Below are 14,605 nucleotides of genomic sequence, written 5' to 3'. Positions count from 1 at the left end.
TACTTAAGTTCTAAGTCCATTTTTGATCAATAACATACTCAATGGAATTGCATCCGTAAATCGTGGAGCTAGTATCTTATCTTCTGAAGCAATGGCATTTAGGTTGTAAGACGATCCAGAGTCAATTTGATGAAGACGAAGCTCCTCTACAGGACAATTAAAGGGATTATCCAAGTAGGGAAACTTAAATGAAAACGTGCGCGACAATATCTCTTTGTCTATCGTATCGACGTTCTCATTGAAACTCATAAGTAGTGCGTCTTTCAAGAAGTGCTTTAACGCTCGGCACTCCCCTCTACACATAATAAACAGAGGGTATAACACTTCATTTTTTGTAAGCACTGGCGGTTCATCAAAGCCCATTCTCGCACTCAAACCAGCGACAAATTTAGCAAAGTGCTTTTTTTGCTCCAAGTCAAAACTATAAGATGCCGTTACACTCGAATGGCTGTTAGCTTTCAACAGCTTGAAATAGTTAATCTTTCGTCTCCAACTTAATCGTGAGTTCCATTGCGGCTCTGTCGCTATCACATCAGCATAAGGCATACCAACCAACACAAACGAGACTTTTGCTTCTTCACTTATGTATTTGAACGTATTAGCAATAGCCTGCCTTTCTTCTGCTGTAGAAAACTCCACAAGCTCTTGAATTTCATTGACGATAATCAGCTCAACAGATTTACGTTTAAGTTGCTTTACGACAGCCTCACCAAGAGCAATTTCATTACGTCGTCGGGTACCTCTTCCACCTGACTTTCCATCTAAATCGACTAAAAACTGCGTAAGCGTGTTCTGTTCATTTATGCGGCTTGGAACTCTGGTGCTAAGAACAGGTTGTTTACTCCAAGTTGAACTCGGCGGAAAGCGTGATAAATAGTTGTTAATCAAAGCCGTCTTTCCACTTCCGGCCTCACCAGTTAACAAGAAAGACTCCGGTTCACCGCCAAGGGAGTGATTAAAACGAAGCTGATCGAAAATGGAGTAGATTTCAGTTATAGCTGGATACTCGATAAAGCTGGTTTCAAAGAGTTTTAGTTGCTCAAACTGTCTAGATGTTAAGTTCAAATCAATACCCCTCAATATCTTCAAAATCATCATCAGCTACTTGTTCTGAAACATCGAACACGACCGCAGCTTCTTTTTTTGCCGGAGCCGTACTGATTGAGCTTGGCCCCTCTGAGCCCACATCATTAAATTTTGCTAATTTCGAAGTGTTACCCGTTTTAGGCAAGCTACCCTTATTACTTTTGGCACTGCGGAACCTATCGGTTTCTTCCTGAATACGTTTTTTCATATACAGAAATGTATCCGCAAGCGCCTCATCATCAGCAAGCTGCTTAGTGTTAATCCTGCGTACTTTTTGTATGCGCTCATGTTCAAAAAGGGACAGTCCTTTTGTATATCCAGAGTTGTCTACCGCTGGAACTTTTATGTACCTCTTTTCCGATTCTAGGTAAACATGAATGTAGCTGATATCAGAGGGGTCTGTTTTGGTCCTAACAAAAAGCTTTTTACCATTGTTAGATGCCCAATATTTACGGTATTCAATAAGTTCGGAGGACTGATAACGTAAGTTATGTAGTCTAATCCCTGCCACTCCAATAGTTCGGTGTCTAAGCAAACCTAGCTCAACTCTCAACTGCTCCTTCTCAGTACCAACGTAGTAGGAGGGAGTCCATTCCGATTGGTTCCACTTGTGGTATGGAATATCACGTTCTCTTGAATCTGGTGCCATGTGGTAATAATCGACAATCCATTTATGAAGTAATTCAAGAAATACAGAAACTCTAACCACCGCATCCTTCTTTGGGTTGTAATCTTGTAGTTGAGTAGGGTTGGTGAATGTTTTTCCAGGTAGTGAATTCACTAACCCTTTATTCATCTGATCAAACAGCTTTTCGATCCCTGACTTTCGCCAAGGTTTAGCTGCTTGACTGTATTGGATGTCAGAGACTAGAGGCCGTAACGAATCTTCTAAGCTTTGACTCCAAAATTCAGCACCATTATCGACAACTAAACAGTCAATTTTGCCGTGACAAGGCCATTCATTATCAATGGATGGATACCTTTGCTTTACCCAACTCTTATCTAGTAGCGAGTTCAATAGCGCCTTTCTGACAGAGTCAAAACTAGGCTCTCTAAAGTTGATACTGCACCCAACGATACATTTACTGAAGCGATCATAAAGCATCGTCAGGTAGGGTCGCCCCAAAGGAATATCTAACTCATCATCAATCAGAATAACTGGAACTGGGGTATGGTCAATTTCGACATACTCCATTGGTTTGGTCGAAACTACTTGCTGACCAACCGAGCGAAATTCTCGGTCTGCGTATCTTTTACCAAACCTTGCACTCGCTACCTCATAAGGAGGTAAGTCGTGTATTCGATTGTAAAAAGAACGTTCGGCAATTGGTTTTATTTTCCCCTCAACAATCCCACGATTTAATTGAATCACTCGACTCTTATAGTATCGATATGCTTCAGCAGCACTTAAGCGTTCACGAGTCAGGTATACGCTGTTAATTGCTTCATCAACTAAAGATTGAGAATCGAACTCTTTTTGTCGATTGCCTTTAAACGTATGCTTAGGAATAAGCGCACATGGGTCTTTCCCCGCTTCAAAGTAAGATTTTTTCCAAGTTGCTAAAGTTCGCCAACTCGGGGGAATGAGTTGTAATTCCGATTCCACAAGAGTTAAGAGAGGGTTCAAATTTTTCTCGGTCCATCCGCCTTTTAAACGCTTCTCTACGAACGCGATGATTTTGATACGACGGATAACTTCTTGCTGTACCTTCGGTGGTTGAGAATCAATAGTTGAGGTGATTTCAATAGGTTCATGAATTAGCTCTATTGGAAGCTGCTGAGACTCTCCCTCTGAAGCTTCAAATTCATCAAAGAACCCAAATATGCTGTTAGAGTCCGATGGCATAGTTAACACCAAACGTAGGTTTCGAGGCCAAAGCCAATATTGTTGAGGTCTGTTTTGATTTGCCCCGAAGAGATCCAAGGAAGAGTAGAGATAAGTGTGTCTTGCTCCGATAAACCGAAATACAAAGACACCTCTTGTAGCTGCACCATTTGTTTTCGTTGAATAAACGCCAATACTAGTTTTTGAAACTCAGTCACGGTTCGCAATCCGGAATAACGGTGTAGTAACTTAAAGTTATCTAACGTCGGTCCCATTCTAATTTGTTTCTCAGTAACCAAAACTAAGCGTCTGTTGAACTCATTCAACGCCACTCTTTGTTTCTCTTCAAATCTATTCCTGAAATCAGGTTTGAGAATCTGACTAGAGTGTTTTACTTCGAAGAGGGTTGACTGCTCGTTGTGATTTGTTACTAAAAAGTCTGGGGTATATCGGCACTTACGATTATTGAATTGATAGTGGAAGCCAAAAGGTTGAGAGGTAAAACTTTTAACGTTTGCGTTATATTCGAGGTGAAAGCAGAAATCGAACTCCAAAATAGAGAGAGTGCGGACAACAGCATCATTCTTCAAGCTCATGAACTTACAGATGTTGTGTACGTGAGATGATTTCTTGGTTTGATCGAACATAGCAAATCACTTTTGTTGTAAACCTACAACAAAAAATAGACTATGAAGACTTATGGTGCAAATATGAAGACTTATGATGCAGAAATGAAGAAAGCCTGCAATTTATGCGAACATATATTGCAGGCTTCATAATGGGTGGAAGCCCCAGCCACATCCCGGCACACACGTCGCCTGCTGCGGCTGCTCCCTTCCAGGCCTGACCGAGTTCACAAGTTAGTGTTGCGGGAGGACCAGAGCCTCCATAGATTCTTTTTCTAAGAGGCTTGCCTCAAAGAGTGATTGGATTATTAAGCATCGCAGCAACCATTGCAAGCCCTTCCACCCTATTTTTGAACAATTGCGTTCTAAGTGCTTATCCTTTATTCAACCCATTCGCAAATCGCAGGTAAATTCGCCATTTGCCTGCAGTTGAAAGGTTTGGTTACAGAAGAGCTAAATATCGATGTCTTCATTATCTTCGGTGCGAAGGATGTAGTCTGTCATCCAAGCGGTGCCCAACAAACATAACCACACCACAAAAACGGGACTAGGCACTTCGATACTTGGGGTTATCACCAAAGCCGCAAAACCGACTGTTGGCAATGTCCAACACAACAGCTTATTCCAACGGAAAGTTTTCAAGCGCGTCAGTGTTTCCATCGATGCCATGATACCCGTGACACACAAAGCAACCAAAGCGGCATAAGGTAAATCGGCCATCCATAATGGAAGTATTAAGCCTAATGACCACCAGCTGTGTCGACTGGCTGGTTTAAGATGATTGGCTGCCCACCAAATCACGATGATCGACAAGGTTTGCAGTGTGGTAACCCACGGAACGCCATCAAGCTTTCCTGCGGATTGCGTCACCATGATCCCGACTTGTAGCGTTGCGACGATCAAGCCAGAAATAATCACGACCGACAAACTGCTGCGTTTTGAAAAGACCACCATTAATAGGGGGAATAACACCCATACACTGACAGAGAGCGTGATGGGTTGCAAAGGAAGGGTTAGACCGTAAGTGGTCATGGCAGCAAGCAAAGCTAAACCTGCGATACCGCCCTGCGGTAGAATCCATAATGCAGGAATGACCATTGCAAGTACTGGGATATCTCCCTCACTTAAACTGATTGCTCTCGCGCAAACAACCGCTAATAATGTGGTGATCAAGAACTGAAACGTTGAAAATACCATAGCCCTCTCCTTCTACCGATCCGTGGTATTTATGAACTAGGAACATTTAGTATGGACCAATTTTTGCCCCAAATCTTTGCTGTGATTCACCAAATTCCATATGGGAAAGTAACAACTTATGGAGACATCGCACGTTTTTCAGGATTTCCGGGTTATGCGCGCCATGTGGGTAAAGCGCTGGGTAACCTACCAGAAGGAAGCAAACTGCCTTGGTATCGGGTGATCAATAGTAAAGGTGAGATCTCTTTGAAAGGGGATTCGTTTGACCGCCAGAAAAAGCATTTGCAAGAAGAAGGGATTGAAGTAAGTGACGCGGGAAAAGTTAAACTCAGAAAATACAAATGGCAGCCCTAGAGCTGCCACTAATCGTCTATTCAACTGACTAAATTAAGCTTAATCAAGATGCCTTAACAGTGGCATCGATTTCGAATTAACGGACACCAACCAAACGTAGGTCTGCTTGTTGCGTGTTTTCTACGTCAGTAATCACTGACTTAATGGTGTCAGTAGTGAAACGTAATTTGCCGTCAACGTGAATCGTTGCGCGCATGTTGTAACGGTGGTTAGCTTTAATCTTGTTGTTGTCGTAGCTCAGCTCGAATGCGAACGGTACTTGCTTACCGTCAGTGGTGAACTCTTGAGTCGCGATAACGGTCGATGGTGCGTCAGCCAGTGAGATGTCTTCTAGCGTAACAGTCACTACTGCATTCTCTGGCAATGCAATTCTTTCACGATAGCTTACTGTTCCTGAAATCACTTGAGTGTTCTCTGCAACCACTTCCTGAGAAGCACTGGTTTCTGATGTTGCTTGGCAACCCACAAGTAGGCCAAACGATACTAAAGACGTAATAAGAATTAGAGCCTTTTTCATATTCAATTTCTCTCAACATGTTTGCCGGACTCGGCAAATCTACTCACCAATTATAAGAGAGCTTTCATATTCTGTCTCGAAACCCTATGATTTATTGACAGATATCTGACTAAGCTGAATGATTAACACCATAATCTGACACCTATTTTACCAAGAGGCATGCTGGCGATGAGTCAACCTTTAAATGAATTACTCAATTTACTTCAGCTAGAGAAACTAGAGGAAGGCCTGTTCCGCGGGCAAAGTGAGAACCTAGGTCTGCCACAGGTATACGGCGGTCAAGTATTAGGGCAAGCGCTTTCTGCTGCTCGTTATACGGTTCAAGACGACCGCAGTGTTCACTCGTTCCACAGTTACTTTCTATTTCCCGGCGACCCTGAAAAACCCATTATTTACGATGTTGAGAACCTAAGAGATGGACGCAGCTTTAGTACACGCCGCGTGAAAGCGATTCAAAATGGCCGCCCTATTTTCTATCTTACGGCTTCTTATCATGGTGATGCACCCGGCTTTGAACACCAGAATGAAATGCCAAACATCCCAGGGCCAGAGAATTTTGCATCAGAAACTGAGTTAGCGAGTCACATTGCTGAATTTTTGCCTGAGAAACTGCGTAAGACTTTCTGTGGCGAAAAGCCGATTGAGATGCGCCCGGTAACAATAGTGAACCCGCTTAACCCTAAGAAAGCCGACCCAAAACAATACCTTTGGGTGAGAGCAAATGGCGCGATGCCAGACAACCAATTGATTCACCAATACCTGCTTGCTTACGCATCTGATTGGGGGTTCTTGGTGACGGCGCTTCACCCTCACGAAGTTTCGATCATGACACCCAACTTCCAAGTGGCAACGATTGACCACTCAATCTGGTTCCACCGCCCATTCAAGATGGATGAATGGCTGCTTTATGCGATTGAAAGCCCAACGGCAGCTAATACTCGCGGCCTAGTTCGTGGCGAGATCTTTAATCAAAAAGGTGAGCTCGTAGCGACTGCCGTTCAAGAAGGTGTGATGCGTTTTACTAAATAGCGATCAAGTAATACCAATCGTAGTAAATAACTGGTCATCCTAGCTTGTTAAAAACCTCGATAACTTCGTTAGAATTTTTGATTGTAGAATAACTACTTATCAGAAAATTCTGCCTTGTTCTCAAGCTTTTTTCCTGCGCTATTCCTGAACACTTACTTACTGTGATTGGTATAAATAGCGAACAAACGCTTTTTGCAAGCCCAAAATATTTACGAGAAAACAAAAAGAGAGGCTAGGTTTAATACCTAGCCTCTCTTTTTAATGATGCTAACGACAAGCTGTCACGTAACAGTCCGTAATCTCTATTCAGCCTCTAGCAAGGGTTCGAATTCACCTTGTACTCGAGTTTTAATTCCATCACCAGCGTCTCGCAGTAGATTAAATGGCGATAACACCACGCCTTTCACTGCGCCCTCTGCGGCGCCCTGAGCTAACTCTTTACTTTTATCTGCCAGCAAATTCGCTTGTGCCAAAATACCCGGAACTTCCGCTCGTAGCATTTCAGATTCGTTAACAATAATAGGGATAGTTTGTTCGCGGTAGGATTTACTTTCAGCGAGCATCGGTGGCATCACATCGACACGATATCGTTTTAATTCAGTCAATGTGGGCGGGATGACATCGGTTCTTACCTGCCCGACTTCCGTTCGGACATTTTTAACTTCATCTAATATCGCAGGGATTTTATTATCGACCGATGAAACGGTTTGATTCACTTTTTCGACGGTCTTTCTGACGTCTTCAACGGTATCTAACACCTGAGGAGCAAGCTCATTAACATGTTCAGCAAACGCTAATAGCTCTTCTACTTTTAGCCCTTTGGTAAGACCGGATAAATCTTCGATCACCTGCGGATAAGTATCAACGATTTCACCGATTTTATTGGTAAACGAATAGATGGTGTAACCCAAATAGAAAATGGCAACGGCCAGTACCAATTGGATAGCAGTAGATACTTTTGCAAACATGAATATTCCTTTTCTTTATCGCAGAGGCGAGATCTAAACTGAGAATATATCTAAACTGAAACGATAGTTAACTTTAGCTAGGTGTAGCTTAAAGAGGCAATGCCGTCGTGTACTTCAATGGCTCCATCGCAAACGTCGAGGTCACATTAGAGATACCATCAATGCTATTCACCAAGCGCTTGTAGAAATCATCAAAGCACTTCATGTCTTTCACCTGAACCTTCATCATATAATCATATTCGCCAGCCATGCGATAAAACTCCATCACTTCTGGAAATTCCGATACGGTGTTTACAAAACGACCATACCACTCATGAGAATGATCACTGGTTTTCACCAATACGAACGCGGTAAAAGCAAGTTCGAGCTTTTCAGGGTTCAATAACGCCACTTTTTTTTCAATAATGCCGTTTTCTTCGAGGCGTTTAAGCCTTTTCCAACAGGGTGTCGTGGTGAGATTGACCGCTTCTGAAATGTCGTTCAATGACAATGTGCTGTCTTCTTGTAACAGCCTTAATATTTTTTTATCTACGGCATCTATCACACTTTCACCAAATCGAATTTAAAGAGAATAATTTTCTACAATTTAAGCAAAACAAAGCAAATATGGCAAAGTTTTTCTCTCAAATTCTAGCTAAATTGGAAGCATACCAATTACAAAGAATTCCTACACTCGATCAGGAGAACGCTTATGTGCACTGACCATCAATGGATTAACAACGCGATTCGTAGAATTGAAGCCGACTACCAACGCTCAGCGGATACGCACCTTATCAAGCTCGAACTGCCAAGTATCGAAGGCATTGATGTTTACCTTAAAGATGAAAGCACACACCCTACAGGCTCTTTAAAGCACCGCTTAGCGCGTTCTCTGTTCTTATACGCTATCTGTAACGGTTGGGTTGGCCCAGAAACAACGATCATTGAATCTTCATCAGGCAGTACTGCAGTATCTGAAGCGTACTTCGCTCGCCTACTTGGCCTGCCGTTTATTGCGGTAATGCCGAAATGCACAGCGAAGAAGAAGATTGAGCAGATTGAATTCTACGGCGGCCAAGCGCATCTTGTTGACCGCTCAGATGAAATTTACGATGAGTCTCGCCGTTTAGCGACTGAACTTAATGGCCATTACATGGACCAATTTACCTACGCTGAGCGCGCAACCGACTGGCGTGGTAACAACAACATCGCGAACTCCATTTTCAATCAAATGCAGATGGAAGATCACCCTGTTCCAGCGTGGGTAGTAATGAGCCCAGGTACTGGCGGCACTTCAGCAACTATCGGCCGCTTCATTCGCTACCAACAGCATGAAACTAAGCTTTGTGTTGTCGACCCTGAGAACTCGGTATTCCACGAATACTTCCAAACAGGCAATGCGAACGTGAAAGGCAATACATTCAGCAAGATTGAAGGCATTGGTCGCCCACGCGCAGAGCCAAGCTTCATTCCTGGTGTGGTTGACGAAATGCGTAAAATTCCTGACGCAGCAAGCATCGCAACCACACATTGGTTGTCTGATATTCTTGGCCGTAAGGTTGGCGCATCAACCGGTACTAACATGTACGGTGTGCTTCAGTTAGCCAGTGAAATGAAAGCACGTGGCGAAACAGGTTCTATTGTGACTTTGCTATGTGACAGCGGCGAGCGTTACCTAGACACTTACTTCAATGACGAGTGGGTAAATAACAACATTGGTGACCTGCAACCTTACGCAGCGAAATTGGAAGCTTTCTCGCAAACAGGTGAGTTGGCTTAACCACAGAGTAAGCACCGACGCCAAAATTAAAAAGAGCCCTTGATGGGCTCTTTTTTGTTTGTTCTGTTAATCAATCACTAACGAGAACAAATTACTCTGGCTTCTGCTTCGCTTCAAATGCCGCGAGTTGTTCAGGCGTCGCTTTTGGTTGATGGTTTTGTTTCCACTCATCGTAAGTCATGCCATATACGCGCTCACGAGCATCATCGATATCAAAATCTAAACCTTGTTGTTCAGCTTCTGCTTTGTACCACTTACTGAAACAGTTACGGCAAAAGCCCGCCAAGATCATCAGGTCGATGTTTTGGACATCTTTGTTGTTGTCTAGGTGTGCTAACAGGCGACGAAAGGTTGCTGCATCCAGCTTGTCTTGTTCTTCTTGAGAAAGATCTTTGTATTTAAATTCAGCCACTTTACTTTCCTTTATTCGATTTATTGTACTAATTCATTGAGCTCTGTGTGTTATACAAAAAAAGCCTGCAATTCGCTAGGAGCAAACGCAGGCTTTTCAATATTGTTACACTATTCCGTGCTCATTAAGCGTACGTGTTCATTAGCCGTGCGTGTTCATTAACCGTGACTGCTTCTTCCCACGTTATCATGGCTGAGTTCTTTATTAAGCTCCGCTTCCACGTGACCCGGAGAGCGTGTTGAGCCGGAAATCAGTCGGTACATCGCAGGGATTACAAACAGAGTTACCAGTGTCGCGAAGCCCATACCGAAGAAGATAACCGTACCTACTGCCACTCGGCTTTCATAGCCAGCGCCCGTTGAGGTAATCAATGGGATTGCACCAGCTAATGTCGTGAACGCCGTCATTAAAATTGGGCGTAGACGTCGAGCTGAAGCATCAATAATCGCCTTTTCAAATTCAATACCACGATCTCGAAGTTGGTTAGCAAATTCGACGATCAAGATACCGTTTTTGGTCACCATACCGATCAACATGATCATACCGATCTGGCTGTAAACGTTGAGCCCTTGACTCATCAACACCAAGCCTAAGAAGCCACCAAAGATACCCATAGGTACGGTGAACATCACCACCAGAGGGTTGATGAAGCTTTCAAATTGCGCAGCCAATACCAAGTACGCGACCAACATCGCTAGCGCGAACACCACTAAGATACTCGATTGGTTTTCTTTAAAATCTTTAGACTCGCCTGAGTAGCTTACTGAAATATCACCCGGTAGCTGCTCAATCGCTTGTTCATCAAGGAAATCCAAAGCATCGCCCAGCGTGTAGCCTTCCATTAGGTTCGCTTTGATGGTGACTGATTTCTGCTTGTTGTAGTGCGACAAACGAATCGATGATGCCACTTCTTCAATATGTGTCAGCGTATCAAGCGTGACTAGCTCACCAGATTGAGTTCGCATGTAGATTTGGCTTAAATCGTTGGCGTTGTTAAAGCTGTTTTCATCACCACGCAGATACACGTCATACTCTTCACCACGGTCAACGAAGGTGGTTTCACTGCGGCCGCCCAGCATGATTTCTAACGTGTCCGAAATATCCGATACGCTCACACCCAGCTCAGCTGCACGCTGCTTGTCTACGGTAACCAATAACTCTGGCGTTTTCTCAGAGTAATCGATGTCCGCACCTTCCATCATTGGAGAGTCTTCAGCGGCTTGCTTTAACAGTTCGCCCCATTTCTGAAGCTCAGAGTAATCAGAGCCACCCAGTACAAATTGCACAGGCTCACTCGAACCACCACGGAAGCCTGGCATGAACGGGAACACACGTACATCAGGAATACCCGCTAAAGACTTACGTACCTCGCCCAAGGCTTGTTGTGCTGTCTCTTCACGTTCATCCCAATCTTCCAGGATCATGATAACGAAGCCCGTTTGGTCACCCGCATTACCACCAAACGCTGGCGATTGAATGCTGAATGACTTCAAGAATCCTTGACCAAGCAGCGGCATTAGGCGTTCTTCAACGATGTCCATGTTGGCAGACATACGGTTGTAACTAGTTGCATCGGCACCACGAACAAACGCAAAGATAACACCACGGTCTTCTTGTGGCGTCAGTTGCGACGGCACTTGTTGCATCAAACTATAACTACCGCCCATACACGCAATAATGATGATTGGAGCTGCCCAACGCCAGTTTAGAGCACGGCGCAATACCGATTTGTATCCAGCTTCTAACTTACCAAACACACGTTCAACAAATTGATTGAAGCGATTAGGTTTCACGTTCGCCTTTAAGATCTTGCTGCCCAGAACCGGCGTCAAGGTTAATGCTATGACAGATGAGAAGATCACCGACATCGCCAAAAGTACCGAGAACTCAGTAAAAAGAAGGCCTACCATACCGTCCATAAACGAGATTGGTAGGAACACCATGACCAGTACTAGCGTGGTTGCGATTACCGCAAAGCCTACTTCACGTGTCCCTTTATAAGCCGCAAGCAATGGTGATTCACCACGTTCAATGTGGTGGAAAATATTCTCAACCACCACAATCGCATCATCGACCACCAAACCGATAGACAGGATAAGTGCCATCAAGGTGATGAGGTTGATAGAGAAGCCAAAGTAGTACGCTGCAATAAACGACGAGATTAGCGACACAGGAACCGTCACGGCTGGAATCAGCGTTGCACGCGCTTGGCCAATGAAGACGTAAAGCACGAGGATAACCAAACCACCCGTAATAAAGAGTGTGCTGTAAACCTCTGAGATCGAACGGTCGATAAAGACAGTGGAGTCATAGTCGACAGCCAAGCGAGTTCCGTCAGGCAAGAACTTTTGAATCGCTTCGACTTCTTTATGGACTAAGTCAGCCACCTCAAGTGGGTTGGCATCAGACTGAGGCACAATGCCCATACTGACGTTAACAACGCCGTCACTCTTAAAAGTCGAGTTCTCGTTTTCTGCGCCAATGTAAACATCCGCCACATCTTTCAAGTAGATAGGTGTGTTATCAGAGGCACGTTTCACCACTAGGTATTCGAAATCTTTGGCTTCAGTATATGAACGAGCAGTACGAACCGACATCACAATCGCATCGTTACGCACTTCGCCACCCGGGCTTTCAATGTTCTCGTTACGTAGGGCTTGTGTAATATCAGAGGCGGTAACACCACGACCCGCCATTAACGCGGGTTTCAGCTTCACGTACATGACTTTGTACAAACCGCCAGAAATATCCACCGAGCTCACACCAGAGATCAAACTAAAGCGGTCAATCAACACACGTTCGGTGTAGTCGGTTAACTGCGTTCGATCCATCTCAGTTGAGCTTAAATTGATGTAAACCGACGCTTCACCACTACCATTGTTTTTGTAAACAATCGGGTCATCGGCTTCATCTGGCAACGAACGCTGAGCACGCGCTACCGCATCACGCACATCACTGACACCGGTATTGAGGTCATAACCAAGTTCAAAGGTGATGGTGATTCGTGACGATCCGTTTCGTGTCGTAGATTCGATTTCATCGATCCCACTGATGCCGGATAACTGGTCTTCAAGGTTGGAGGTAATTTGGCTTTCAATGATGGTGGCAGATGCACCTTCATAACGAGTACTGATCGATACCACCGGGCTTTCAATATCGGGCATTTCACGAACTGCGAGCTTATTGAAAGAGACAATACCAAACACAACCAAAAGCAGGCTCAATACAACAGCCGCTACTGGTCTCTTCACAGAAACATCAGATAACAACATTAGTTAGCGCCTTCTTGTGCTGCTGTATTTTCTTCAAGTTTAGCTTTGTTGCCATCAAGATTAGCTGTATCGCCGTCAAGTTTAGCCGGGCGATTGACGGCAAGCTCTTGAACCAAAACACCGTCACGCATGTTCACGATACCTTGCACTACGATCTTCTGACCAATCTCGATACCTTTTTCGATCACGACTTCGTTATCAAGACGAGCCCCGAGGAATACTTCAGTACGAGTCGCTTTGTTATCTTCGCCAATAACATAAACGAAACGCTTAGTGCCTGAATACTCAAGCGCTTGAACTGGAATGATCGGCGCTTCTACTGGAGGGAAATCCATATCAGCGGCCACTAGCATGCCCGGCTTTAGGTAATCATTATTATTGTCAAAGTGAATTCGGACTCGAAGGTTCAAGGTTTCAGCGTTAATGCGAGAATCAATACCCACCACAGTACCCGTGAACTGAGTATCGCCCCACGCACTGGTGCGAGCCGTTACTGTCATACCTTTAGACAGTTTAGAAAGGTAGCGCTCTGGAATCTGAAGATCTAACTGCATCACAGACAAGTCATCTAACGTCACGAGCTCTGTACCCGATGTCACCATTTTGCCGCGGCTAAAGTCGATAAAACCGACCGTACCAGAGAAAGGTGCACTGATATGTAGATCTTTCAGGTTGGCATTAGCGGCAGCTAGACGAGCATTGGCGATCTCTACGTTAGTTTTCTGAGCGTCAATTTCAGTTTGAGTGATCGCGTTACGTTTCACTAGTCGTTGAAATTCTGCAAGCTTACGCTTTTCATCTTTTAAATATGCTTGTGCTTCTGCAACTGCTGCTTTTGCTTTGTCGTCATCGAGTTGAACCAACATCTGCCCTTTGGTGACATCTTGATTGGCTTTGATGTTAATAGAGTTCACTCTGCCAGCCACTTCAGAAGTGATCATTACAGATTGCTCGGCTTCCAACTTACCGACCAAAGAAAGAGACTGGCTAACTTGGTGAATATCAACTTGCTCAGTAACAACAGTGACAGTGCTAGGGCCCATGCGCTTTGCAAGTACGGCTGGAGACGCCATAAGAATAGACAAGCTAAGCAGGGTTAAAACAGATTTATGCTTCATAATAATGGTCTGCAAGTGAGATTTAATATCTATAAATGAAATTAACCGTATTCTATCAACTGATGAATGCTGTAACGTCAAGAAGTGTAAATCTAAGTTAAATTCAATTGACGTTTCATGACGAATGACACGAACCAAACACGAAACATAAAGCTAATTACCTCAAGGTGTTACCTATCAGTACGTAAATCTTAATACAGATGTTCACTTCACGAGCAATATGCGTACTTTTCGCCATCTTTGCCCAAAAAGGCAGCATTTAACACAAAACCATAAGAAAAACCCTTTACAGGTTTAACGTGTTTGCTATGATGCGCTCCGCACTTGAGAGATGCGTTGGGAAAAACATCTCTTTAGCCTATCCATTATGAGTTAGGAAAAACACCCTGGAGGGGTTCCCGAGTGGCCAAAGGGAGCAGACTGTAAATCTGCCGGCACTGCC

13 protein-coding genes and 1 other RNA gene are annotated in these 14,605 nt (G+C 44.1%); 3 read left to right on the top strand and 11 right to left on the bottom strand.

Going from position 1 to position 14,605, the window contains the following annotated elements; genetic code table 11:
- Window positions 1-3: 3 nt before the first annotated feature.
- From AB6E08_RS14965 to AB6E08_RS14945, 5 genes are all read right to left on the bottom strand, one after another.
- Window positions 4-1,098, bottom strand: a complete 1,095-nt coding sequence (locus AB6E08_RS14965; protein ID WP_372067130.1) for a TniB family NTP-binding protein — start codon at window positions 1,096-1,098, stop codon at window positions 4-6.
- On the bottom strand, window positions 1,067-2,932 hold the full coding sequence (locus tag AB6E08_RS14960) for a Mu transposase C-terminal domain-containing protein (protein WP_372067161.1): 1,866 nt from the start codon (window positions 2,930-2,932) through the stop codon (window positions 1,067-1,069). The genes AB6E08_RS14965 and AB6E08_RS14960 overlap by 32 nt, the downstream gene beginning before the upstream one ends.
- A gap of 2 nt (window positions 2,933-2,934) precedes the next feature.
- On the bottom strand, window positions 2,935-3,558 hold the full coding sequence (locus tag AB6E08_RS14955) for a Tn7 transposase TnsA N-terminal domain-containing protein (RefSeq protein ID WP_372044232.1): 624 nt from the start codon (window positions 3,556-3,558) through the stop codon (window positions 2,935-2,937).
- A 139-nt stretch (window positions 3,559-3,697) separates the two neighbouring features.
- An RNA gene (gene ffs / locus AB6E08_RS14950) (signal recognition particle sRNA small type) lies at window positions 3,698-3,794 on the bottom strand.
- Between the two features lie 196 nt (window positions 3,795-3,990).
- Complete coding sequence (locus AB6E08_RS14945) at window positions 3,991-4,734, bottom strand: hypothetical protein (protein WP_009847251.1); 744 nt, start codon at window positions 4,732-4,734, stop codon at window positions 3,991-3,993.
- Between the two features lie 51 nt (window positions 4,735-4,785).
- On the opposite strand from AB6E08_RS14945, the gene AB6E08_RS14940 reads away from it, so the two are divergent.
- Entirely contained in the window at window positions 4,786-5,088 is a 303-nt protein-coding gene (locus AB6E08_RS14940; RefSeq protein ID WP_372067128.1) for an MGMT family protein, read from the top strand.
- Between the two features lie 76 nt (window positions 5,089-5,164).
- Here the strand turns inward: AB6E08_RS14940 and AB6E08_RS14935 are convergent, their stop codons facing one another.
- Window positions 5,165-5,605, bottom strand: a complete 441-nt coding sequence (locus tag AB6E08_RS14935; protein WP_009847253.1) for a YbaY family lipoprotein — start codon at window positions 5,603-5,605, stop codon at window positions 5,165-5,167.
- Between the two features lie 168 nt (window positions 5,606-5,773).
- On the opposite strand from AB6E08_RS14935, the gene tesB reads away from it, so the two are divergent.
- Entirely contained in the window at window positions 5,774-6,634 is an 861-nt protein-coding gene (tesB, locus tag AB6E08_RS14930; RefSeq protein WP_012604483.1) for an acyl-CoA thioesterase II, read from the top strand.
- A 302-nt stretch (window positions 6,635-6,936) separates the two neighbouring features.
- Here tesB and AB6E08_RS14925 read toward each other — a convergent pair whose 3' ends face one another.
- A complete protein-coding gene (locus tag AB6E08_RS14925) occupies window positions 6,937-7,602 on the bottom strand; it encodes a hypothetical protein (protein WP_372067126.1) in 666 nt (221 codons plus the stop codon).
- Window positions 7,603-7,690: 88 nt separating this feature from the next.
- Window positions 7,691-8,146 (bottom strand): Lrp/AsnC family transcriptional regulator, encoded by a 456-nt coding sequence (locus tag AB6E08_RS14920; protein ID WP_009847256.1) that lies wholly within the window; start codon window positions 8,144-8,146, stop codon window positions 7,691-7,693.
- A gap of 147 nt (window positions 8,147-8,293) precedes the next feature.
- Between AB6E08_RS14920 and AB6E08_RS14915 the strand changes: the two genes are divergently transcribed.
- Window positions 8,294-9,361, top strand: coding sequence for a PLP-dependent cysteine synthase family protein (locus AB6E08_RS14915; protein ID WP_372067123.1), 1,068 nt, complete (start codon window positions 8,294-8,296; stop codon window positions 9,359-9,361).
- Window positions 9,362-9,452: 91 nt separating this feature from the next.
- Here AB6E08_RS14915 and AB6E08_RS14910 read toward each other — a convergent pair whose 3' ends face one another.
- From AB6E08_RS14910 to AB6E08_RS14900, 3 genes are all read right to left on the bottom strand, one after another.
- On the bottom strand, window positions 9,453-9,773 hold the full coding sequence (locus AB6E08_RS14910) for a DUF1244 domain-containing protein (protein WP_017103199.1): 321 nt from the start codon (window positions 9,771-9,773) through the stop codon (window positions 9,453-9,455).
- Between the two features lie 158 nt (window positions 9,774-9,931).
- Window positions 9,932-13,045, bottom strand: a complete 3,114-nt coding sequence (vexH, locus tag AB6E08_RS14905; protein WP_372067119.1) for a vibriobactin export RND transporter permease subunit VexH — start codon at window positions 13,043-13,045, stop codon at window positions 9,932-9,934.
- Window positions 13,045-14,163 carry an efflux RND transporter periplasmic adaptor subunit gene (locus AB6E08_RS14900; RefSeq protein WP_372067116.1) on the bottom strand — a complete coding sequence of 373 codons (1,119 nt, stop codon included), beginning with the start codon at window positions 14,161-14,163 and terminating at the stop codon, window positions 13,045-13,047. Before AB6E08_RS14900 ends, vexH begins: the two co-directional genes overlap by 1 nt.
- Window positions 14,164-14,605 lie beyond the last annotated feature (442 nt).

The sequence above is a fragment of the Vibrio sp. 10N.247.310.24 genome (assembly GCF_041467175.1).
In the GTDB taxonomy this organism is placed as follows: Bacteria; Pseudomonadota; Gammaproteobacteria; order Enterobacterales; family Vibrionaceae; genus Vibrio; species Vibrio tasmaniensis_A.
Note: the sequence above shows the minus strand (reverse complement) of the source record. Positions and strands in the feature narration are given on the sequence as shown.